The 23,581-nt window shown below is 48.5% G+C and carries 20 protein-coding genes; 7 read left to right on the top strand and 13 right to left on the bottom strand.

All coding sequences use genetic code 11. The features are described from left to right. Nucleotides 1-416: 416 nt before the first annotated feature. Nucleotides 417-1,709, top strand: a complete 1,293-nt coding sequence (locus tag DDZ15_RS08265) for a citrate synthase (RefSeq protein WP_109646619.1) — start codon at nt 417-419, stop codon at nt 1,707-1,709. Nucleotides 1,710-1,863: 154 nt separating this feature from the next. Here DDZ15_RS08265 and DDZ15_RS08260 read toward each other — a convergent pair whose 3' ends face one another. Next, the gene (locus DDZ15_RS08260) at nt 1,864-2,595 is read right to left on the bottom strand and encodes a universal stress protein (RefSeq protein WP_109646618.1); all 732 of its coding nucleotides are present in this window, start codon (nt 2,593-2,595) and stop codon (nt 1,864-1,866) included. Between the two features lie 16 nt (nt 2,596-2,611). Continuing rightward, nucleotides 2,612-5,074, bottom strand: coding sequence for a Lon protease family protein (locus DDZ15_RS08255; RefSeq protein WP_158278650.1), 2,463 nt, complete (start codon nt 5,072-5,074; stop codon nt 2,612-2,614). A 483-nt stretch (nt 5,075-5,557) separates the two neighbouring features. On the opposite strand from DDZ15_RS08255, the gene DDZ15_RS08250 reads away from it, so the two are divergent. Beyond that, nucleotides 5,558-6,031, top strand: coding sequence for a GNAT family N-acetyltransferase (locus DDZ15_RS08250; RefSeq protein WP_109646850.1), 474 nt, complete (start codon nt 5,558-5,560; stop codon nt 6,029-6,031). A gap of 158 nt (nt 6,032-6,189) precedes the next feature. Here DDZ15_RS08250 and DDZ15_RS08245 read toward each other — a convergent pair whose 3' ends face one another. The 5 genes from DDZ15_RS08245 to DDZ15_RS08220 form a co-directional block, all read right to left on the bottom strand. Continuing rightward, nucleotides 6,190-6,594: a TraR/DksA family transcriptional regulator gene (locus DDZ15_RS08245; RefSeq protein ID WP_109646616.1), complete on the bottom strand. Its 405-nt coding sequence runs from the start codon at nt 6,592-6,594 to the stop codon at nt 6,190-6,192. A 426-nt stretch (nt 6,595-7,020) separates the two neighbouring features. Further along, complete coding sequence (ppsA, locus tag DDZ15_RS08235) at nt 7,021-9,438, bottom strand: phosphoenolpyruvate synthase (RefSeq protein ID WP_109646614.1); 2,418 nt, start codon at nt 9,436-9,438, stop codon at nt 7,021-7,023. A gap of 122 nt (nt 9,439-9,560) precedes the next feature. Further along, nucleotides 9,561-10,316, bottom strand: a complete 756-nt coding sequence (locus DDZ15_RS08230; RefSeq protein WP_109646613.1) for an SDR family oxidoreductase — start codon at nt 10,314-10,316, stop codon at nt 9,561-9,563. Between the two features lie 331 nt (nt 10,317-10,647). Further along, nucleotides 10,648-11,100: an Hsp20/alpha crystallin family protein gene (locus tag DDZ15_RS08225; RefSeq protein WP_158278649.1), complete on the bottom strand. Its 453-nt coding sequence runs from the start codon at nt 11,098-11,100 to the stop codon at nt 10,648-10,650. Nucleotides 11,101-11,965: 865 nt separating this feature from the next. After that, nucleotides 11,966-13,069 carry a fatty acid desaturase family protein gene (locus DDZ15_RS08220; protein ID WP_109646611.1) on the bottom strand — a complete coding sequence of 368 codons (1,104 nt, stop codon included), beginning with the start codon at nt 13,067-13,069 and terminating at the stop codon, nt 11,966-11,968. Between the two features lie 287 nt (nt 13,070-13,356). Here DDZ15_RS08220 and DDZ15_RS08215 point away from each other — a divergent pair, with 287 nt between their 5' ends. Then, complete coding sequence (locus tag DDZ15_RS08215; RefSeq protein WP_109646610.1) at nt 13,357-13,713, top strand: four helix bundle protein; 357 nt, start codon at nt 13,357-13,359, stop codon at nt 13,711-13,713. 78 nt (nt 13,714-13,791) lie between these two features. On the opposite strand, the gene DDZ15_RS08210 is transcribed toward DDZ15_RS08215, so the two are convergent. Then, the gene (locus DDZ15_RS08210; protein WP_109646609.1) at nt 13,792-14,004 is read right to left on the bottom strand and encodes a hypothetical protein; all 213 of its coding nucleotides are present in this window, start codon (nt 14,002-14,004) and stop codon (nt 13,792-13,794) included. Between the two features lie 1,091 nt (nt 14,005-15,095). On the opposite strand from DDZ15_RS08210, the gene DDZ15_RS16615 reads away from it, so the two are divergent. Next, nucleotides 15,096-15,344, top strand: coding sequence for a hypothetical protein (locus tag DDZ15_RS16615; RefSeq protein ID WP_146198550.1), 249 nt, complete (start codon nt 15,096-15,098; stop codon nt 15,342-15,344). A 10-nt stretch (nt 15,345-15,354) separates the two neighbouring features. After that, entirely contained in the window at nt 15,355-16,476 is a 1,122-nt protein-coding gene (locus DDZ15_RS08205) for an NHL repeat-containing protein (protein ID WP_109646608.1), read from the top strand. Nucleotides 16,477-16,827: 351 nt separating this feature from the next. Here the strand turns inward: DDZ15_RS08205 and DDZ15_RS08200 are convergent, their stop codons facing one another. After that, complete coding sequence (locus DDZ15_RS08200; RefSeq protein WP_109646607.1) at nt 16,828-17,787, bottom strand: NADP-dependent oxidoreductase; 960 nt, start codon at nt 17,785-17,787, stop codon at nt 16,828-16,830. A 91-nt stretch (nt 17,788-17,878) separates the two neighbouring features. On the opposite strand from DDZ15_RS08200, the gene DDZ15_RS08195 reads away from it, so the two are divergent. Continuing rightward, nucleotides 17,879-18,136 carry a hypothetical protein gene (locus tag DDZ15_RS08195; protein WP_109646606.1) on the top strand — a complete coding sequence of 86 codons (258 nt, stop codon included), beginning with the start codon at nt 17,879-17,881 and terminating at the stop codon, nt 18,134-18,136. 46 nt (nt 18,137-18,182) lie between these two features. Here DDZ15_RS08195 and DDZ15_RS08190 read toward each other — a convergent pair whose 3' ends face one another. Beyond that, nucleotides 18,183-18,473: a sll1863 family stress response protein gene (locus DDZ15_RS08190; RefSeq protein ID WP_109646605.1), complete on the bottom strand. Its 291-nt coding sequence runs from the start codon at nt 18,471-18,473 to the stop codon at nt 18,183-18,185. A 126-nt stretch (nt 18,474-18,599) separates the two neighbouring features. Here DDZ15_RS08190 and thiL point away from each other — a divergent pair, with 126 nt between their 5' ends. Further along, on the top strand, nt 18,600-19,634 hold the full coding sequence (thiL, locus tag DDZ15_RS08185; RefSeq protein ID WP_109646604.1) for a thiamine-phosphate kinase: 1,035 nt from the start codon (nt 18,600-18,602) through the stop codon (nt 19,632-19,634). 21 nt (nt 19,635-19,655) lie between these two features. On the opposite strand, the gene DDZ15_RS08180 is transcribed toward thiL, so the two are convergent. The 3 genes from DDZ15_RS08180 to ligA form a co-directional block, all read right to left on the bottom strand. Continuing rightward, a complete protein-coding gene (locus DDZ15_RS08180) occupies nt 19,656-20,603 on the bottom strand; it encodes an aldo/keto reductase (protein WP_109646603.1) in 948 nt (315 codons plus the stop codon). A gap of 277 nt (nt 20,604-20,880) precedes the next feature. Continuing rightward, nucleotides 20,881-21,297, bottom strand: a complete 417-nt coding sequence (locus tag DDZ15_RS08175) for a DUF2267 domain-containing protein (RefSeq protein WP_146198549.1) — start codon at nt 21,295-21,297, stop codon at nt 20,881-20,883. Nucleotides 21,298-21,483: 186 nt separating this feature from the next. Then, on the bottom strand, nt 21,484-23,571 hold the full coding sequence (ligA, locus tag DDZ15_RS08170; RefSeq protein WP_109646601.1) for an NAD-dependent DNA ligase LigA: 2,088 nt from the start codon (nt 23,569-23,571) through the stop codon (nt 21,484-21,486). Between the last annotated feature and the right edge of the window lie 10 nt (nt 23,572-23,581).

Here is a 23,581-nt window from a genome sequence, read left to right as displayed (position 1 = left end):
TCTCTTTTTTTCTCATTCGTGTTCAACTGGGAAATTCCCCCATGGTAAAACAGGGGATCAGGATGATAAAGTTATCATAAAAACTGTGTAGGTTGTGTACAGTCTCCGGATCTTTCCGGCCGTTTGCTTCTTCTGCATAACCTTTACATCCACAATCTGCAGTTGGCTATTTTTTATCAACAATGCGGGTTTTTTCCACGCATCAACCATCAATCTGCAGATCATCTGAATCAGGAGTTGTATCTTTAGTAACGGCTTTATTTCTTGAGATGGGGTAAATAGAAAGCTAACCGAAACTGACAGAATATCTGCACACGCAATTATTGCAGCGGAACTGCTTACAAACAGATTAAAGGCTAAACGAATATTATTCTTACAAAATAACATTTCCGAATCCATAAACGAGACATCATACCATGAGCAAATCGAATATTGCAAAACTTGAAATTGACGACCAAACGTTTGAACTGGATATCATCGAGGGCTCCGAAGGGGAACGCGCAATCGATATCACAAATCTGAGAAGCGAAACGGGGTTCATCACATCCGATACCGGCTATAAAAGTACAGGAGCGACACGCAGCGCCATCACGTTCCTGAACGGTGAAAAAGGAATTCTCAGATACCGGGGCTACCCAATCGAACAGCTTGCCAGCCAGAGCGATTTTCTGGAAGTGGCTTACCTTCTTATTTACGGAGATCTGCCCGGCAAGGAAGAGCTTGAATCTTTCACACACGGCATTACACGCCATACCCTTATCCATGAGGATATGAAGAAACTGTATGAGGGATATCCGGAAAAAGCACATCCGATGGGTGTTCTGGCCTCCATGATCAGCGCATTGTCCACATTTTATCCCGATGCGCACAATACACAGCTTCATCCCGAACAGGTTAATCTGACGATAAGGCGGCTTATTGCAAAGAGCGCCACGATTGCGGCCTGGTCGTATCGTAAGTCACAGGGATTCCCGATCATGTATCCGCAGAATCGCCTGGACTACTGTGCCAATTTCCTGCACATGATGTTTGCGCTGCCAACTGAAGAGTATGAGATCAATCCGACGGTTGTGAAGGCACTCAATACGCTGCTGATTCTTCATGCAGACCATGAACAAAACTGTTCCACATCCACCGTTCGAATAGCAGGATCTTCCCATGCAAGCCTTTATGCGGCTATTTCATCGGGCGTCTGTGCACTATGGGGACCGCTCCACGGAGGCGCCAACCAGAAAGTGATTGAGATGCTAGAACACATTCGCAGGGAAGGCGGAGATGTGAAGAAAATGGTGGAAAAAGCCAAGGATAAAGACAGCGATTTTCGGCTTATGGGCTTCGGTCACCGTGTTTATAAGAATTTTGATCCGCGCGCCAAAATCATCAAGAAAGTTTCTGATGAGGTACTGAACGAATTGGGTGTGGACGACCCGCTTCTTGAGATCGCAACATCCCTGGAAGAGGTCGCGCTGAACGACAGCTATTTTGTTGATCGCAAGCTCTATCCAAACGTGGATTTCTATTCAGGTATTCTGTACCGCGCCATCGGTATCCCGACGGAGATGTTTACGGTGATGTTTGCTCTCGGGCGGCTTCCGGGCTGGATAGCGCAATGGAAAGAGATGCGCGACAACAACGAGCCGATCTCACGGCCGCGCCAGATCTATGTAGGTCCAACCGAGCGCGACTACGTACCGCTGGAGAAGCGATAAAGAGATAAAAAACAGACGAACGGACGAACAGAGAAACCGAGAAAGTGGTGGGTGTGCCGGTACGGTTACCCAGGAAACCTACGGCTAGATGTTCGTCTGATCTTCTGCCTTTTGCCTTCTGCCTTCTCACTACTCAATACTCAATCCCCACTCATCAAACCAATAGCACCGAATTCGGCAACTGCTCAAGATCGGGGTGCGGAGTTCCGTCCTCATCCCGATGGCGTTCAGCTACCAGCAGGTGGTTTTTATCACGTAAACGTTTCGTTTTTTCGGTTTTGCTCAATTCAGTGAGATTCTGATGCAGGGTAACGGTTTCCCGGTTCAGGCAATTTCCTAAAAACTGCATCCACCTTTTCACATTCTCACCCTCCGTGCCAGGCTCAATCATGCCTGTAATGATTCCCGGCCACGTTGCCCCGCCATTCCAGACCAGCACCGGGACAGTGCAATTTTCCGCCAGAAACCGGGCCGTTCCGCCCAGTTTCCTCCTGCTGCCATCCGGATCACGGTTACGGCCAATAACAATAAGGTCCTGATCCCTTGCAGCTTCCATCAGTTCACGGATTACAGGTCCTCGTGCGGTACGATAGTGGCACCGGATATTGAGCTCACGGCTGTGATTCACAATCATCCTCTCCAGCAGTGAACTGTGGGCTCTGCCCTGTTTCAGCATCTCCGCTTCATCAAATGGCATCAGCTCTCCGGTGATACTGCTGACCTGATATGCGAAACTGACTCGACTGGCTTTATACCAGTTATCATCTTCAATAAACAGCGCTTTGAGCGATGCCCCGGTTCTAAGAGCCAGCTCAGAAGCGGCCTGAACCACAGGCCTGGAGCCCGGAACCGAGTCGATTGCAATCAGTATGGATGTCAGTGTCATCTTTTTACCTGCTTGGTTACTTGCTATCCTTTGTTGACGCGTGTAGCTCCGCCTGATCGTTCTGTGTGGTGAACTGCTTCTTAACACTGGCAAAGCGGGCCAGTTTTTCGGCTACCTTATGGTTTACGGTACCGTCGGGGTAGTTTCCATTTTCATCCCGTTCACCCATCTCCATGCCGCTCAGCAGCGACATACCTTCATCAATACTCTCAATGGCATAAATATGGAATTCATCATTTTCAACGGCTTCCACCACATCCGCTTTGAGCATCAGATTTTTCACATTGGCCTTCGGTATCATCACTCCCTGATCTCCGGTAAGGCCGCGTTCATTACAAATCTCGAAGAATCCCTCTATTTTCTCGTTTACGCCTCCAATGGGCTGGATATCGCCGTGCTGGTTCACTGAACCGGTAACCGCAATCGATTGCCGTATCGGTATGTCACCAATGGCTGAGAGCAGTGCATAGAGCTCCGTGGATGAGGCACTGTCACCGTCCACCCCTCCATAGGCCTGCTCAAACACCAGGCTTGCCGACAGCGATAGCGGGCGGTCGAGTGCGTATCGTGCCCCCAGAAAAGCAGACAGTATCAGTACACCTTTCGAATGAATGGGGCCACTCATCTCCACTTCACGCTCAATATTCACCACTTCTCCCTTACCCACGCGAACGCGCGCAGTTATCCGGGTGGGGTGTGCAAAAACCAGGTTGCCCAGCGACACTACCGACAAGCCATTCACCTGTCCGGCCGCCTCCCCTTCGGTGTCAATGAATATGGTATTTCGCAGAATCTGCTCCCTGTATTTATCGCGGAGACGCCCCGAGCGATAGCGCACCTGCTCAATCGCGGTTTCAACCGCTTTCAGGTCAATAACCTCACCTCCCTCCTTGCGGCTCCAGTAGTCGGACTCCTGCAGGAGCTTCAAAATATCATTGGTTTTGGTGGAGAGTTTTTCGCTGTCGCTTACCATTCTGGATGTATGCTCGATCAGCCGTACAACGGCGTCTTTCTTCATCGGCTGCAGGTCGTTCTTTTTGAGCATCCCTGCAATCATCACCGCATACATTTTCTGTGTTTCCGGGCTACGATCCATCTCATCGTCAAAATCCACTTCCACCTTGAACAGGTTTTGAAAATCATCGTCATATGCACAGAGCATATAGTACAGCAGGCGGCTGCCAACCAAAACCACCTTCACATTCAGCTCGATCGGTTCCGGTTCAAGGGTAACCGTACTGAATAATCCGTACATCTCCCCGGGAGCCTCTATTTTCAGCTTTCTGCTCATCAGAGCTCTTTTGAGGCCATCCCACGCATAGGGCTGTGTGAGAAGCCGCAGTGCATCCACAATAACGTACCCACCGTTCGCTTTGTGAAGAGATCCCGGCTTCAGGTAGGTGAAATCGGTGGTAAGAGCGCCCATTTCGGACACATGTTCGGTCCTGCCGAGCAAGTTATTGTAAATCGGGTGATCTTCGTAAATAACAGGCGCGCCCTCCAGTTTTGCGTTGTTCACCATTACGTTCACGGTGTAGCGCCAGAGCACCGGGTGGTCGGAGGGTGATGTGGTTTTATCCGGCTTATTACCGGACATTGCCTGCATCAGCGGATTGCCAGCCGCGGGGTTAAGAATCTGCTCGGCCCTGTTGATAATATCTTTCTTCGCCGATTCCAGATACGATACGACATCACTGTTATACTCAAACTCATCCTGAACCTCTTCAATCAGTCCCTTTACGGCATATTCAGTGAATTCACGGTTCAGCTCATCCCGCTCATCTTTTATCTTACGCTGTTGCTCCGGAATCTGGCGCAAGATTTTCTGCAATTCTTTCTGAAGGTTGTGGACCTCCTGCTCGAGCTCTTTGCGGTCCTCTTCACTCATTTTCTTTATGTCGTCCATACTCATAATCTCACCGTCTTTCACTGGCGAAACCGAGTATCCCATCGGAGTCCTGACAATGGACAAACCTTTTTCCTCTGCTTTTTTCTGGATTTCGGTAAAGTCTTCATGCTCCTTCTCCTTTACCTTCTCCTCGATTACCTGACGCCGATTCTGGTACTCTTCACTCTCAAAAACGCTGGTGAGCACGTTGGGCAGATCCTCTGCAAACCGGTTCATCTTATCACGGAAGCGAATACCGTCTCCCGGCTTCAGTTTTAGCACGATGGGTTTCTGTTCATCCTCAAAATTACAGACATAGACCCAATCGTCGGGCACGGACTGTTTTTTAGCTTCTTTTTCAATGAGATTTTCCAGCAGTGACCGCTTGTCAACCTCTTCAGGACCCAGCGCGTAAATATTGTATCCGTTTTGTTTGATTCGAATTCCGAAATCAGCCGAACGAAGCGCTCGTTCCTGTCCCACAAACCGGTAGTTATCATGATCCAGTTCTTGGGTAGTCGAAAATTCAAGTTCATCCAGGGAGGCGCGTTGATAAAGCTGATCTGCGGATAACGTGGTTAACTGCTTCATGGCACAAGATTTGGGGTTTGTGACGTTCATTCCCTTCACAAACAGGTGCGAAACAGATAGAGATTGATAACACTTCGGAAAGATTCACCGCATGTTCATCTGCCGAACATCTGAATGCAAGGTTATCCAATTAATTGTATATACTAATGATAGCCAGATTCTAAACGAATCAGTATCGGGGATTCTCCACTATTTATGTTTTGTTTGCCCCTACATGTTGGGCGATTGGCAATGGGTGACTTGTGGTCTGTGTTGAATAGTAAATGGTATATGGTTTCCACTTTTTCGGTTTCTCGGTTCGTCGGTTGTTCTGTTCACCGGTTTCATCCGTTTCTCGGTTGGTCGGTTTGTCTGTTTGTCTGTTTGTCTATTAATCCCTCTCCTACCTGCTGATTGATACCCGATACCCGAACTCCCTTGCTTTCATCCGACCGTGTGCTCATTTTGTTGCATGAAACTGATCCTTCAATTGTTGACAATGCCATGACCAACCATCTGAACCTGACCATCCGAAAAGGAACGCGTGCCGATGCATCAACCATTGCAGAGTTTAATATCGCCATGGCGCTGGAAACAGAGGGCAAAAAGCTTGACCGCCGCAAGATCGAGTCCGGTGTGCGTGGATTGATGAACAATCCCAATTATGGATTTTACCTGGTGGCCGTTTATAAGGAACAAGTTGTTGGCTCACTCATGATCACCTTTGAGTGGAGCGACTGGCGAAACGGGCTCTTCTGGTGGATTCAAAGCGTCTATGTGATTCCCGAATACCGCCGCCGGGGCGTCTATCGCGCCATGTATGACAAAGTGAAGAAGCTTGCCTCCGGGGATCCATCAGTTTGCGGTTTCCGTCTTTATGTGGAGAAGGAAAATCTTACGGCCCAGAAAACCTACCGTGATCTTGGCATGGATGAGACCGCGTATAGAATGTTTGAGGAAGACAGGATTGAGTCGTGAGTATTGAGTCTTGAGTATTTAGTATTGAAAAAGGTGAAGGGAATGCACAACCGATCAACCGATCAATGCACAACTCTTGGCACTGACAAGCTGTAGCCCTGATACACTGTTTCCAGTCGTCAATCGCCAATCACTAATCACAAGTCAAACATCACCCATCACTCATCTTCCACCAATCCCTTCTCCTTGGCTTCCATGCTGTAGCGTGTGTGAGGCACTGCATCCAGCCGGCCCTTTGAGATCGGCTTGCCGGTGGCCTGACAGATACCGTAGTTACCGTTTTCAATTCGCTCAAGGGCGTCGTTGATCTCATTCACATATTTTTTCTCCCGCTCCAGAAGCTGATAGTTCATTTCATCCTCTTCCGCTTCCGACCCCACATCGCCCGGGTGGTGCGTCAGAGATGAACGGTCTGCGTCGTCAGCTTCATCAAGATTATCCCTGCGGTCGCTCAGGATCTCTATCTGCTCCTTTGCCTCCGCCCTTTTGGCGAGCAGCTTTTCCTTAAAATATTGCAGCGTATCCTCCGATAATGGACTTTCTGTCACCTTTTTCTCTTCCATGTCGATCACCGTTTTGGGTTTCGGGTTTCGGGTTTCGGGTTTTGGGTTTCGGGTTTTGGGTTTCGGGTTTCGGGTTTCGGGTTTTGGGTTTCGGGTTTCGAGTTTCGAGTTTCGGGTTTCGGGTTTCGAGTTTCGGGTTTCGAGTTTTGGGTTTTGGATTGCAGGACGGGATTTGGCAGATAGTTGTAGTGAGTAATGAGACTAAAGAATTCAAACGGTATTCAATCGAATTTCACGTCTTCCGTATACTTTTCCCCGTCTCTCCGCCAGTTACCACCTATCATTTTTTTCACTTTTGCCTTCTGCCTTTTCCTGACACATTGTAAAATGCTGCGTGGTGTTCAGCTTACAGGATTCGCCTTCTGCTCGAAATTCAGTTTTCAGTCGCCAGTCACAAGTCGCAAATCACAAATCACAAATCACAATTCATCCCTTTCCTTCCGCTTCCGCCACTTTGTGGATTACGCGTATCACGCTATCGGGCACCACGGAAACGGAATCGATGCCGCATTCTACAAGAAATGCAGCGTACTCCGGATCATTGCTTGGGGCCTGACCACAAAATCCAACCTTGATTCCTGCATCATGCGCGCGTTCCACCACCTCACGAATTGCGGTTTTAACAGCCGGGTCATTCTCGTCAAAAACATGCGACATCAGGCCCGAATCGCGGTCCACGCCAAGGATGAGCTGCGTAAGGTCGTTTGACCCGATGGAAAACCCGTCAAAAAATTCCGCAAACTGATCCGCCAGGATATAGTTTGACGGAATTTCACACATCATATAGATCTGCAGCCCTTTCTCGCCCCGTTTCAATCCATACTCCTCCATCACCTCCAGCACCTTTTCCGCCTCGGTAAGGGTACGGCAGAACGGGATCATTACAATCACATTATCAAGGCCGATCACTTCGCGCACTTTTTTCAGTGCACGGCACTCCAGCTCAAACCCTTCCCGGTAGTTCTCGTGATAGTACCGTGAAGCTCCCCGCCAGCCAATCATCGGATTCTCTTCATCCGGCTCAAATCCCTCTCCGCCGATCAGTCCGGCGTACTCATTCGACTTGAAATCACTGGTTCGTACAATTACGGGATCTGGAAAGCGGGATGCGGCTATTTTTGAAATACCGCTGGCGAGTTTATCCACAAAATACTCCTTCATGTCCGAATAACCCGTAGTCAGTTTCCGGATCTTTCTGTACGCTTCTTCATCTTCCACCTGATCGGGATGTACAAGCGCCATCGGATGAATCCTGATATGATTCGATATAATAAACTCCATCCGTGCAAGGCCCACACCCTTCACGGGCAGCCTCCACCACTTGAACGCCGACTCCGGTGTGGCCAGGTTGAGCATCACCTCCGTTTCCGGTTTGGGCAGGCTGCCGAGGTCCACTTCGTCCACCTTGTATTCCAGCAACCCCTTGTAAATCTTGCCCACGTCTCCTTCAGCTGACGATAGCGTGATCTTGTCACCGTCTTTCAGCTCATCCGTTGCCTTGTCGGTCCCAACCACAGCAGGAATACCCAGTTCGCGGCTCACAATGGCAGCATGGCAGGTTCGTCCGCCGAAATCGGTTACAATACCGCCCGCGTTCTTGAGAGCGGGCACCCAGTCGGGTTCAGTCATTTCAGTCACCAAAATGGTGTCCTCTTCAATACCTGACAGGTCGGATGTGTCGCGCACTACCTTAACCGTTCCGGTGGTAATGACGCTACCGACGCTCTGCCCTTTTAACAGAAGCGTGGGATTGTTTTCTCGCAGCCTGTACGACTTCAGCATGCCGTTCAGCTTAAGCGAGTGCACGGTTTCAGGCCGCGCCTGAACAATGTAGATCTGCTTCGTCTTGTCTTCCTTAACCCACTCGATATCCATCGGTTTATCGTAGTGTTTTTCAATAGCTACGCCCCATTTGGCCAGCTGAATGATCTCCTCGTCTTCGAGCACCATCTGCTGACGCTCGGCAAGGGAGGTCGGAACATTTTCAGTTGTATTGCCGTCATCGCCCGAGTAGACCATCTTCATCTCCTTTGAGCCGGTCACCTTGTCGATGATGGGTACGTAGTCCGGATTATCCAGCCGATTTTTAAAAACATAGTACTGATCCGGATTCACGGTTCCCTTTACAACATTTTCTCCAAGCCCCCACGCCCCGTTGATCAGTAGAGCATTGGGAAAGCCCGTTTCCGTATCCACCGTAAAGAGTACGCCGGAACAGCTGTTGTCGGCCCGTACCATCTTCTGCACGCCTACCGACAGGGCAACGTCCATATGCCCAAAATCCTTTTTGTCGCGGTACACAATGGCCCGGTTGGTAAACAGGGATGCGAAACAGCTTTTACAAGCCTTCATCAGGTCCTCCACACCCCGCACGTTCAGATAGGTCTCCTGCTGTCCGGCAAAACTGGCTCCGGGAAGATCTTCGGCCGTGGCACTGCTGCGAACGGCCACATCAGCGTTGTAGGTATCCGAATCCTCATCATACTGCTCCGCGTATTTATGATTCAGCTCGGTATAAGCCTCCCGGATCGACTCGGCCAGCGCTGTCGGAAATGTGCTTTTTTGAAACAGCTGGCGAATATTTCTCCCCGCCTCGTCGATCTCCAGTTCACCGTTGTGATACTTATCCAGGTTTTCCCGGATCGGCTCTTCCAGCTTGTTTGCTTCAACGAAATATCGGTATGCGTCGGATGTGGTAGCAAAACCGTCTGGAATGCGAACGCCGGCCGATTTCAGGTGCCGTATCATTTCTCCGAGAGATGCGTTTTTCCCGCCAACTTTCGGCTGATCATCCATTCCCATTTCCGTAAAAGGAAGGGTGTATTGAGTACTTTCTGGTGTCATAATAAGATCTCCTGCCGTTTTATATGTTTGATGAATGGATTACCGGTTGCCCGGCAGGGTATATCGTGGGTTGTCTATTTCAGCCTGTGTCCATTTTTTTCATTTCAGGCCATGTATATGTGTTACTGTGCAATATATCCGCCGTCTACCAGGAGAGTATGGCCGGTCACGAAAGACGCTTCGTCGGACGCCAGCCAGACAATAGCGTGGGCCACCTCTTCGGGCTGACCCAACCGGCCAATCGGGTGCATGTCGACGAGCCCCTGTTTGGCTTCCGGGTCGGTTGTGAGGCCTGCACGTTCGAGCATCGGTGTTTCAATAAAGGCCGGTGCGATGGCATTTACGCGCACTCCCTTCGCGCTGTACTCCAGGGCGGCAGACTTTGTAAGTCCCACCAGGCCGTGTTTTGCTGCCACGTAAGCCGGTGCATTTGCAAATCCCACTTTGCCCAGTATGGAAGCCACGTTCACAATTGACCCGCTGTCGCGCTTTAGCATTTCCGGAATCTGATACTTCATGCAGAGCCACTGTCCCCGAAGATTGATGTTGATTACACGATCCCACTCTTCAACGGTATAGTCGGCCGTGGGCTTGAGCTCACCGCCTACGCCCGCATTGTTGCAGGCAACGTCGAGGCCGCCAAATGCATCCACCGTAAAACGCACCAACTGCTGCACCTCCTTTTCACTGGATATATCCGCCTTGATCGAAAGGGTTTTTTCATTGATCATGTTTACAACCTTTGCAGACTCTTTCAGTCTGTCTTCGTCCACGTCAGACATGACCACTGCGGCCCCTTTGTGAGCAAATGCTTTCGCCGCTTCCAGCCCGATACCGGATGCAGCTCCTGTTACTACGGCTACTTTTTCTGAAAACATGGTGATATTTTTTTTATTAATTAATTAAATAAGGAATCGGGCTCTGTCCGGGCTGGTGGCCGCCGCGACGGGATCTCCACATGATGTAAGTCTGCTCCCCCGGTCCGGATACCCTATCCAGTAAAATTTCTGCAACATATAAAATCTAAAACAACCAAAACGGGCAGCGGTGCAGGCGCAGATTGCATTGCGATAGTGATCATGCTCAAGCCGGCTAAACCGGCACCGCTGGCTCTGATGTAGAAACACCGGCCGTTCCACCCGCCGGCGCATGCTCCTGTATGTAGGCTCTGTTATTTTTTATGTAACCAACTACCCAACTAACTCAGTCTCAATTTACCTTGATTGATTTTGGTTTCACTACTTCCGCTTTCGGAATGACCAATTCCAGTACTCCGTTTTTAAACCTGGCTTCGATCTCATCTTCTTTTACGTTTTCAGGAAGTGTAAACGATCTGTAGAAGCTTCCGTAATAGCGCTCCTGACGAACGAAATCTTTTTTCTCTTCTTTTTCCTCTTCTTTACGCTCACCGGAGATGGTGATTCTGCCATCCTGAAAATTCACGTTGATGTCGTCTTTTTTCATTCCCGGAATATCCATACGGATCATGTATTCCTTCTCATCTTCCGTCATATCGGCATTGGGCGACCATGCTGACAGTGCCCTTCCGCCTTTTTCCCTGGTCCATGAAAAAGGAACGAGGTCATCGAAAAACTGATCCATTTCTCTTCTCAGCAGATCGATTGATCCGGGTTCGTGGGTTCTTTTTTTCACAACTTTCATTTCAGCACCTTGATGTTGTTTTGGGTTAAGGGTTTGACTGACCGGTTTCCACGGAACCGGCCTGTTAAGGAGTCGTTCTCCTTTTTCTTTTATAAAAAAACAAAGAACGCCGGATTTCAGCCAAAGAGACCCTTCCATGCCTGCTGTAGTGGTAGCGCGATGAAATCTATCGGGTTATTCATTACAGGGTGCCCAGAAGTGTCGGAACTGCGCTCCGAGCCGCAGGGTGCAGGGTTCAAGGCTCAAGGTACAGGGTGCAGGGTTCAAGGCTCAAGGTACAGGGTGCAGAGTGTAGTACTAAAAAATCCTTCTGAGATCGACAATCAACTATCTCCAATCAGAGATCACCCTACCCTCTCCCGTCTCACTTTTCACTTCTGCCTTTTGCCTTCTGCCTTCTGCCTTCTGCCTTCTGCCTTCTAAAGTGTGTCAATCTGACTGGCGACTGACGACTGGCGATTAACGACTGGCGACTGTATAAACCGACCTCCGAGCAACAGGGTGCGGGGTGCAGGGTTCAAGGCTCAAGGTTCAGGGTGCAGGGTGTAGTACTAAAAAATCCTTCTGAGATCGACAATCAACAATCTCCAATCAGAGATCACCCTACCCTCTCCCGTCTCACGTTTGACGTCTGACGTTTGCCTTTTCACTTCTTCCTTCTGCCTTCTAAAGTGTGTCGATCTGACTGGCGACTAACGACTGGCGATTAACGTCTGGCGACTGTAGAAACCGACCTCCGAGCAACAGGGTGCAGGGTGTAGTACTAAAAAATCCTTCTGAGATCGACAATCAACTATCTCCAATCAGAGATCAGTCTCACGTTTGACGTCTGACGTTTGCCTTTTCACTTCTTCCTTCTGCCGACTCACGCCTCCGCGTAAACAAACTCCGGATCTCCAAACTTCTTCAGGGTGCGATAGTGGGAAGCCACGGCCTGGAAAAAGGTTTTATGCTGATTGTAGGGAATACCAAATTCATCTGCGGTTTTTTCCACAATGTGGCTGATGGCCGGGTAGTGAATACTGCACACTTTGGGAAACAGATGGTGTTCGATCTGAAAATTGAGTCCGCCCACGTACCAGCAAAGCGCCTTGTTTTCACGGGCAAAATTGTTGGTGGTTACCATTTCATGGATCATCCAGTGCTCGTCGATCATGTTCTCCTCGTTCGGCACGGGGTGGTCGGTCTCCTCCACAACGTGCGCCAGCTGAAAAATAATACCCAATATGAGTCCGGCCGTAAGATGTACGGTAGCAAAACCGATCAGCAGGTGCACCCAGGTGATCTCCAGCAAGAGCATGGGAATCACCAGCATATAGGCGTAGTAAAGGAGCTTGGTAAAAATGAGAATGGCCCACTCGCTCGCGGGATGGTTTTTATTTTCGTACGGACCAATATTGGGCTGCAGAAAATACCGGTAATCCTTGATGAACACCCAGAACAGAGTGGCGAAACTGTAGGCAATGAATGCAAGAATATGCTGAACGCGGTGCACCGCCTTGTATTCGGAATGAGGCGACAGACGAATGAATTCGGCAACCTCAAGGTCCTCGTCATGTCCGTGAATATTGGTGTAGGTATGGTGAACAATGTTGTGGGTAATCTTCCAGATATATCCGTTGGCGCCCAACAGGTCAAAGGTAAATCCAAGCGCACGGTTTACTGCGTTATTGGACGAATAGGCTCCGTGCAGCGCATCATGCGATACCGAAAATCCGATCCCAGCCATCCCGATACCCATCAGAAAGGTGAGCAGCCACATGCCGTTGAGTGAAAACTGGCCGGAGATAATCAATGCATACGACCCGAAATAGAGCGTAAGCAGAACCACCGTCTTAAGCACCATCTGTCCGTTCGCATGTTTTGACAGGCCATTTTCGGTAAAATAGTCGTCGACACGCTTTTTCACCGTTTGACTGAATTCACGGCTGATACGATTGTTGAACGTAACTCTTTGAACGGCTCCCATAGTCAGATTTTTGAGATGTGTTTGGTCTGCAGAATGACCCGTCTATGGGTCCGGTTAGTGAATGAACATCAACATTAAGTGTAACTATAAACATCGAGATATCAAACTGGATCGATGGGCGATGGGTGATGGACGATGGGCGATGAATGATGAGTGACTGGCGACTGGCGATTTGATCTTTTAGATCTGAAATCAGCCCAATTTTCAAATCATCAGTAAATTTTTTTGTAAGGAAATTCGATGTTTGGGTTCTTACTAAATAAAGAGACTGAATATGGATAGAACAAATGACAAATAGTGAGCTTGAGGAGAGACTAACCGATTTTTCCGTGCAGGTATTACGGATATCAATTCAGCTTCCCGGTTCCAGAACCGGACAAATACTTTCCGGTCAGATTGCACGTAGCGGTACATCCTGCGCATTGAATTACGGGGAAGCAAGAGGAGCAGAGTCCCGGAAGGATTTTATTCACAAAATCCAGCTCGTGCTCAAAGAACTTAGAGAAACATTTATTTGTCTGAAGATTATTCAGAAAACAAAACTCATTAAAAGGGAGGACGAGGTGTCGGATGTACTTTCAGAGTGCAACGAGCTCATCTCAATTTTTGTCCGAAGCGTACGAACTGCAAAAGGTTTAAAATGAAAACTACATATTTAATGCGGAACGTCTACTCCAGTGCTTAAACAAATCGTCCATTACTCATCATTCATCGTCCATCATTCATCCTTCACCGTCTCTGAACTTATATACTGTCCATGCAGCGACGCCCAATGCGACGGCGGCAGATCCGAACAGAAGTGCAAGATTCAGGTCGCGCTGTGCTCGTTCGGCTCGCTGCAGGTATTCTGAGCCGATTCCTTTTTTGGCAATAAAATCTTCCAGTTCATCCACTCTTCGTTCCAGTTCCCGACGTGTTTTCTCTGTGATTTCCATTTTTTCTATGTGTTAAAGTTTGTAGGTGTTAATGTTTTTATCCCTTTCTATTAGAAACAGATCGTTTACGGGATGCGTTCGACTTTTTGGTTGAAGGTTGCATGTTGAAGGCAGAAGGCAGAAGGCAAAAGGCAGTGAAAACATATGAACAGATGAATAGAGAAACGGGGGTTATGTGATGTACGATGAGCAACTTATGATTTATAAAAGTCAATGGTTAATGGTAGATGGACGATATATTTGATCTATTCCAAATCAAACATCAACCATCGTCCATAGTAGTTCACACATCATTCCCCGCCTGCAGATTATCCGGCGATCAGAGACGACCGGAGCGGGGCGAATAGTGAAAAATCATACCGGTGAGATCTCAGAGTGACGATGACCATTGGGATGGACCATTGGTTTTTCACCGACCCGCGAAGGACGGATCCGCCGGAGAATCTGCTCGCCGGTGATTTTTGATTACTTTTGATCACTCAAAAGTAAGTGATATGTGATCGACGATGCTTGCCCTGAGCGGAGTCGAAGGGAGTGACGATTGATGAGCGATTTATTTTTTTGTAAGGATCTGGCTTGGATTGGTTCTTACTATAAGGAGGCCTGAACTGCCATGTTTCTAAAAAAATGGCGTAACAGCCATTGTTCTTTCATATAGTGTAGATTTTTTAAGGTTTTCTCTCTTTCGGGAGCACCTTATTGACTTTTTTTCGCCCAAACCGCAGCTCCCAGGCGATCTGTATCTCGGATTTCGTCTGGTTTTATCGCCAGACAGGCTGCATATATCTTTGATGATCAGATCTTCCAATACGGTGCTGTGTTTGGGTGAGTCCGGGGTAAATCAAACCTTAGGAATCAGCTTGAAGCCGGTCAAGCGGGCCGTCAAGTTAATGAATCCGCCTGGTGGAACGGGAAATCTGACCGGACCTGCTTGCCAATTGATTTAGGATGCCGAGCTGAAATCGCTCATTCATAAAAATGGTTTGCGACATGAGTGTCTATCCTGATGATTTCCTTAAGATCTGCTTCTTATTAACCAACACCTCGAAATAAAGGGGAGCTTCAACACCCTCTATTAACTGAAAATATTTATGGCAAAAAAAATCATTATACCTATAATCTTGTGGATAAGTATATCATTGTCGGTTACGACGGGAGATTTACATGCAAATCAATGCGATTACGAATGTGTTATCATATGTAATGATATTGGTATTTCATGTCTTAATAGTAATCCTAACGATCAGTTTGAAGATCCATGGGGGTATGCAGAACATAACCAAATGTGTAAAAATTTGAGGGATCTTTGCATGCAACAAGCCTTTCCTGAAAAAGCTTAAGTTATGGTTCATGTATAAAAATCTTACTGCAGTTATTGGTTTTTTCATCTTTCTGTCATGCACTGAAAATCAGTCTCTATATGACAAATCAGAGGATCTATTCCTGGCCCAGTTAACCAGTGAAATCCGGGAAGTTGCTGTGATCGGAAGCACTGAAATAAATACACCAACTGTAAACAGGCTTGGCGACATCCTGAGGTGGAGTGACGATCGGCTGATTGTTGTTGATCTGTCGCTGCTGACGCTTAACCTGCTTAAGGCGGACGGAAGTGACGTTGCATCAGCCGGAGGCCGGGGCCGGGGTCCGGGTGAATTTGAATTAATTAATCAATTGCACAGGGGATCAGACGGATATTTATATGTGCTCGACAGAAATCTGACAAGAGTGAGCAAATTTCAGATTGCTGATGATGAGATCGATTATGTAACCTCTTTTTCACCGGACGTTCCCGACACAATGTTTTTGGTGAACATATTTGTGACACCTTCAGGTGTTTATACTCTCTTGAATCATTTTGAAGCTAATATAACCCGTGCGAACAGCTATCGTTTGTACAAAGCAGACGGCACATTCAATTCTGATGAGCTGCTATTTGAATTTGAAGGCACAGAAAAAATTGAATCAGACAATGGGCTGTACATTGATCATCCGCTGGCGCGTCAACCGCTTTGGAGCCAAAATGGAGACTATTTTTATTTATTAAATTCTCATCAATCTGAATGGCAAAAACGAAACTTACTTACAGGTGCCATCGATTCGATCTCCTATGTCAATCAAACAGAACGTAAAAACAACCATCTGTCAAAAGCTTACCTGACAAACCGGCTGGAACCCATACTCGATGTCGAACCTGTATTGAAAGAGTTCATTGATAAATCGGGTCAACTGCCATTGAACCACGACCTATTCGCAACCAAAGAATGGGTCGTTATCTCCTCATTTTATGCCGGCAGCAGCGAGAAAATCATCGTGCTCCATAACCAGGTGTCAAAAGAGACTGTTTATTGCAGTGTGGCGCCTCACTTTTTCCCGGTATCGTTCAACGGAAACAAACTGACGGGTAAAAACAGCAGCACTGAAGACAACATACGACTTGAGGTGCTTGATTTGGAATTGCCCGGTTCTTACTGATTACTATTTCGGATAGTAAACCCGATTTTTGCCTTTTCAATGATAAATAGTATTGAAAACAGTAAATAAACACATCATAGAAGAGATGGAGCTGAAAGGTGCGTTCGGTTTTTAGGGTGCAGTCTACTACGCTAACTACTACGCTAAAGCTTCGCAGATCAGGAAAGCTTCGCAGACCAGGGGGTGCGAGGTACAGGGTGTTGGCAATTGTCAAGACGGTAGTCAGCTGTAAATCGCCAGTCACTCATCGCCAGTCACTCATCGCCAGTCGCCAGTCACTCATCGTCCATCGTCCATCGTCCATCGTCCATCGTCCATCGCCCATCGTCCATCGTCCATCACTTACGCAGTTCAAACCGTTACAACCGTTTTCCCTCTTGTGTGCAGCTCGGAGATGCTTTTAAGAGCTTCATCCGCTTCGTCCAGCGGCCAGGTTTGGGTGATATTGACATCAAGATGTCCGCCATCGGCAAGCCGGGCCAGGTGACCGAGCTGAGAAGCATTGGGTTCCACAAAAACATATTCGAAGCGTACGTCATCGCGGCGGTCAGGGTTGCTGTCGGTAATGGAAATCAGGCGTCCGCCCTGCCTGATCGTATCGGCGCACTGACTCAGTGAATCACCGCGAGAGCAGTGATAAATAAAATCAACTCCGTCGGGAGCAATTTCGTTAACCGCTTCTCCCACATCGCCTGCGCTGTAGTCGATGGTTTCGTCCGCCCCCAGCTCTATCATGTACTCCTGGTTAGACGAACCCGCCACGCCAATTACGCGCGCTCCTTTCCAGGAGGCCAGCTGCACTGCAAATGATCCAACGCCTCCCGATGCGCCCAGAATCACAATCGTTTCGCCCTCTTTCAGCTGTCCCGCATCAAAAAGCGATTGATAGGCCGTAAGCCCGGTCAGAGGCACGCCCCCGGCCTGTTTTATGCTGAGGAATTCGGGTTTGCGCGCCAGGTACGCTTCGGGCAGCGCAACATACTCCGCAAATGTTCCTTGCTGTATCACGGGCCGTCTTGCATACGCCATAACCTTATCCCCTACCTCAAATCTTCGGGCTGCATAACCTCTTGCCTCCACGGTACCGGCAAGGTCCCACCCCGGAATAAGCGGAAAGTCTGAAGGAATGGCATCTTTCAGCATCCCCTGCACGACGGCTGCATCTACGGGATTGACGCCGGCAGCACCCACTCGCACCAGCACGTCTCCTTCATCCGGTTCCGGTTTGTCCAGTTCGCCGGTTTGCACCTTATCCGGTCCTCCAAAATCATTGATATAGGCGGCGGTCATCTTTTCCTGTTCGGTACTCATATTTTAAATCCTTGTTATTGAATATTTTGTCTTCTTATTGAACAACAGTTCACCCGTTGGATGCGTTTCGCTCAAGTGACACGGTGTGTAAGTGGCCGCAGAGGGCAGAAGGCTCCACTACGCTAACTACTTCGCAGTTCAAGAAAGCTGTGAGGAGCAGGCAGAAGTGATTCGAAATGGAAAGGGCTCATTTTTTGAACGCGTAGCGAAAAGAGCCTTTGAAGAAGATCATTCAGAGATCTCCGGTCACTACTCTTCAATCAGAGCTTATCCGGTTAATGGATACAATGCCATTCCACTGGTTGCAGACCTCACTACCGACATCTTAATACACACATCTGACGTTTGACGTCTGACGTCTGTTATTTCACTGACCACCAACCACTAACCAAATATCAAATATCCTCAAACCTGTTCACTGCATTATCCAGGGCACTTTTAATGTCCTCAAAAGCGTCCTCGGCTTCCGTTTGAAGTTCTTTCCACGCATCTTCGCCGGCCTCTTTTACATCATCCAGCTTATCCTGCGCCACATTCTTTTTGGTACGCAATTCCTGGATCTCCTTGCTGATCTCTTTTTTGGCATCCGTGCCTGCCCGCTGGGCTTTGGCCTCCAGCTTTTCCACTTCTGCATTCCACTCTTTCAGTTTCGCGGCCATATTATCAATATATTGCTCTCTGTTCATTTTTCCCCTTTATCTAAGGTTTAAGATTGACAAATTTCTATGATTCGTCTCTATATATAAAAATGATTTTTTCCCTGAATACATTCCCTGAACCTCAACCTGCACAGAACAGATGGCAAGGATAACATGAATTGGTTTGATGAAGAGGAATCACCGGAAGAACTGGGTGAATTCGGCCTGATTGAACGCATCGCCCGTTTAACAGGGTCAGGCAACACTCACGATTCAATGGGTATTGGTGACGATTGTGCCGTTATTCGAAATACTTCGAACGGATTTGCCACACTCATCACTACCGACATGCTGGTTGAAGGGCGTCATTTCAAACGCAACTGGATTTCAGCTGAAGATCTTGGCTATACGTCTCTTGCTGTGAACATCAGCGATATTTCCGCAATGGGTGGTAAACCCCGGTATGCACTGCTGAGCATTGGCCTTCCCGGGAATACGGATCCTGACTGGCTGAATGGCTTTTTTGGCGGGATAAAGGGACTTTGTGATACTCATGGTATGAAATTGATCGGTGGCGATACCGTAAAAAGCAACTCCGTTATCGTCAATTTTACGGTACTCGGATCCATCCCGGAAAAGAACATTCTCCTTCGTTCAGGCGCGAAACCCGGAGATAAATTGGGCTTAATCGGCAGGGTTGGCGACTCCGGAGCGGGGCTTCGGCTGCTTAAGCAATCGAGCTCTCCGGACCTGCCCCTTCACAGGCACCTAATCAGCGCCCACAATCGTCCAACCATTTATGTGCGGGAAGCCATTTTTCTTGCCGAAAGCGGATTCGTTCACTCCATGATAGACGTGTCTGACGGAATCCGCTCCGATGCCGCCCATATTGCAAAACAGTCGGGCGCAAAACTCACGATTCATACAGACCGTCTTCCCGTGAGCGATGTGCTTGCGGAGGTGTGCAATGCTTTTTCATGGTCTCCTGAGGAGATTGCGCTTACGGCGGGCGAAGATTATGCTCTTCTTTTCTCTTTTCACAGCGACAGGGAGGAGAACCTGAAACGCAGTTTTCAGAACTCGTTTCCCGATACCCCTTTCTCCGTGATCGGCAGTGTTTCGGATGGCAATGCAGGCGTCCGTTTCCTCAAAAACGGCCGGAATTTTGACCCGGGCGCTCACGGATTTGATCAGTTTAAATCGGACTGACAATCAACGGACAACTCGTTTTCAGTCATCAAAAATGTTGTCGTACGAGTTATCCCCGATTTCAAAAAACTTGCCGTGTACATATCGGAAATGCCTGTCCAGATCACTGATCTTATTCATATCCCCTTCGTCCAGATCCAGCTCGATGCTTTTGATGTTCTCCCTGATTCGGCCCGGATTTTCCGACTTCGGAATCACCGCTGTATCCCGCTCAACCGACCATCTTATAAGCACCTGAGCGGGCGTTGCATTATGTTTCGCCGCAATCTCTTCGATAGTATCATTGTTTAACAGGCTCGGTTCGTCATCCCTTTTCAGGGCATCCGGCCTGTCACTGCTTCCCAGCGGCGAATACGCGGTTACGTGGATGTTGTTTTCATGGCAATAATCCACCAGTTCCTGCTGCTGCAGGTAGGGATGGAGTTCAACCTGGTTCATTTCAGGAGTGTCATCCGTCTGAGAAGCTAGGTTCTTCAACTTTTTGATGCTGAAATTTGAAACTCCCGCATGCCGGATCAGCCCCTGCTCTTTTGCTTTCAGCATGGCAGACCACGTTTCGATCAATGGCACTTCGTCGAGAGAAAGAAAATCGCCGTCATCTTCCGGGTATCTTACATCCGGCTTGAACGCAACCGGCCAGTGAATCAGATACAGGTCCAGATAGTCCAGCTGAAGATCCTGCAGCGTCTGTTTCAGGGCAGGAATTACATCTTCTTCCTTATGGGCGTTATTCCAGAGTTTGGATGTAACCCATACATCCTTTCTCGCAATCTCCCCGTCTGAAAAGAATTCAGAAAGCGCCTTGCCCACATACTCTTCATTGTCATAGTCAGCCGCACAATCAATGTGGCGATATCCGGCTGCAAGTGCTTCTTTCACCGCTCTGCCAACCGCATCTTTTTCCGATTTCCAGGTTCCAAGGCCGATCGCAGGCAACTCATCACCGTTATTAAATTGAAATGTTTTCATAGCTGTTTACTCCTTTCTCTTTTATCTTTTCTTATACACTGTTTGCAGTCAAATGCTCTTCATGCGGCCCCGGAATGAGCGTGTACCGGATGCCTCTTTCATGGTGCTAGGGGTCCTCCGTCATACCAACGGGAAGTGCACCTCCAAACATAGGTCATCCTTTTTTTGCTCATCACACCCCGCCAATTTTACGTGTCTGCGAGATTTCCCATCCAGTTTTGTCTCAGAATTATGGGCACTCCGGATCTCTGTTCATCCGGCTCCTGCTGATGTTCGTTCAGATTACCGGTTCATCTTCAACGTTTTCGCGTTTGGGCGACTGATTGAACACTTCCTCCCATTCATCCGGCAGCTCCAGAATGAGATCACCCAGGTTCCCCGTACTGTTCTGAACAGTGATCGCGACAACCTTGTACATAAGGGCTTCCGCATCCGTGTCGTCGAATCCGTACTCCTCCTTCAATACCTCCTTGCAATCCGCCGGTATCCTGGAGATCGTATTCCTGTTTTCACCCCGGAGAGCATCATAATCGAGCCAGTCGGGCAGCTGGGCCGAAAAATCTCTTACCATTTCCTCAGAAACTGAAGTAGCCAATACACCCAGTACCGTTTTGATCGATTCTCTGGTTTCCTCTTCACTATCGATAAAATCAAATGAATGAATAACCGGAACGTAGTAGTCTTTGATTTGCATGATATCTCCCAAATTTTAGGATGAGTAATTAACCTCATTTATACAACAGAATCCACTACCCATTCATTTCAAATGATGTGCCTCCGCCTGTTACCCTGCTGGGCGTGGGATTGAATAAATCACGTTTCATTTCCTGATATCAAACTCACGTTATGTTTACCTTAATGTAAACCTGTTCCAACTTTTTTAACCCGATTCTCTCTTTTTATCAATCAGGTCCCTGAATTCATCCTCATCAATTACGGGAACATCCATTTCCCCTGCATCATCCAGTTTTGAACCGGCCCCGGGCCCTTTAACAACATAGTCCGTTTCGCCGCTTACGCTTGAAACAGCCCGTCCCCCGAGGCGCTCCACCATCTCTTTCACCTCATCCCGGGTCCAGTTTTCAAGTTCTCCCGTGAACACAAATTTCAATCCGTCCAGTACCTGTTTCTGCTTTCCGCCGTATGGATTTTCAGGTTGCACTCCTGCGCTCAGAATGTCGTCGATCGTTTCCAGGTTTTTCTTCTCCCCAAAGAACGTGGTTACGGCCTTTGAAACTTCGGGTCCGATCTCATCGATCTCTCTGAGCCTTGATTCATCCGCCTCTTTCAGATCATCCAGGGTGTCGAAGTGCTCACAAAGCACTCGTGCCATGTGGTTTCCAACATGCGGAATGCCTAAAGCATAGAGAAATGCATCCAGTTTCACGCTTTTGCTCTTTTCGATCTCATCCATCAAATTCCGGGCTGACTTCTCTGCATAATCATCCAGTTCAGCCAACTTCTCTTTTTTCAGGCTGTAGAGGTCTGCCGTCTTTTCAATCAGCCCCTGATCCATCAGTTGTTTGATCCGCTTTCCGCCGAGGCCTTCAATATCCATAGCGTCCTTTGACACGAAATGCTCTATGCGCCTCTGAACCTGTGCCTTGCAATCTATATTGGGGCAGTGGGTTTGTTTTTTATCCCCGCTCATCACAACGTCCGAACCGCATACAGGGCATCTATCCGGCATGGTGAATTCTTTCTCCGATCCGTCGCGGCTCTCTTTGATCGGTTTTACCACCTGGGGTATAACATCGCCCGCCCTTTCCACAATAACCTTATCCCCTATCCGAATATCTTTCTCGTCTATTTCGTGCTGGTTGTGAAGAGATGCCCTGCTCACCTCTACCCCGCCTATGTTCACCGGTTCAAGATGGGCTACCGGCGTCAGCTTGCCGGTCCTTCCAACCTGCACCTCAATTTTTTCAACTACGGATGATTCCCTTTTGGGCGGAAATTTCCAGGCAATTGCCCAGCGCGGATTCCTGGAGCGCTCTCCAAGCGCAGCCTGACCGTCAATATCATCCACCTTGCAAACCATTCCGTCTATTTCATATTCAAGGTCTTCGCGCCGCTCTTCCAGCTCACCGTAATAGTCAATTACCTCATCGATAGTACCGAATGTTTTGTTCAACTCGCCGTTTACTTTCAATCCCCATCCGGGCAGGGCTTGAAGCACTTCCCGCTGCGATTCAAACCCATGATCTTCAGCACCTGCGATCTGGTAGGCATAAAATCGAAGGGGGCGCTCTGCAGTAACATTGGGATCGAGCTGGCGAAGAGATCCCGCCGCTGCGTTTCTGGGGTTGGCAAAGGGTTTTTTGTCCTCTTCCCTTCGCCGCCTGTTCATATCCGCAAAATCCTTTTTCGAAATAAACACCTCTCCCCGCACCACCAGGTTATCCGGAACTTCCCGGTCCGGCTCCTCCATCAGCCGCAGGGGCACCTCACTGATTGTTTTTATGTTGCCGGTTACATCCTCCCCGGTCTGACCATCGCCGCGTGTGCTGCCCGTTGTCAGTTTTCCGCCTTCATATATAAGTTCAACGGCCAGGCCGTCATACTTGGGTTCGCACGTGTAAACCTGCGAATCTTTATCCAGTTCACTCCTGCAGGTGTCGTCAAATTTTTTCACCTCCTCTGACTCTTTCACCGACTTCAGGCTCAGCATCGGTTCGGGGTGATCCACAAGACCCAGTTCATCTTTCGGCTCACCGCCCACCTGACGGGTGGGAGAGTCATCCGTTTTCAGGTCCGGATACTCCTCTTCCAGCTTCTCGAGCTGCTCCATGAGCGTATCGTATTCGGAATCGGAGATGACCGGATCATCTTTCACGTAGTAGCGGTAGTTATGATACCGGATGGCTTCCCGAAGCTTTTGAATACTCTGATCGGCCTCATCCGCGGATGATATCCCCTCGATATTCACATCGGGTGTCAGATCCACATCCTTATTCTCCTTGCCCATAATTCAGCTC

Origin of the sequence: Rhodohalobacter mucosus, from assembly GCF_003150675.1 — a bacterium.
GTDB classification, from domain to species: Bacteria; Bacteroidota; Rhodothermia; order Balneolales; family Balneolaceae; genus Rhodohalobacter; species Rhodohalobacter mucosus.
The sequence above is the reverse complement of the archived record's forward strand: the minus strand, read 5'-3'. Positions and strand labels throughout refer to the sequence as shown.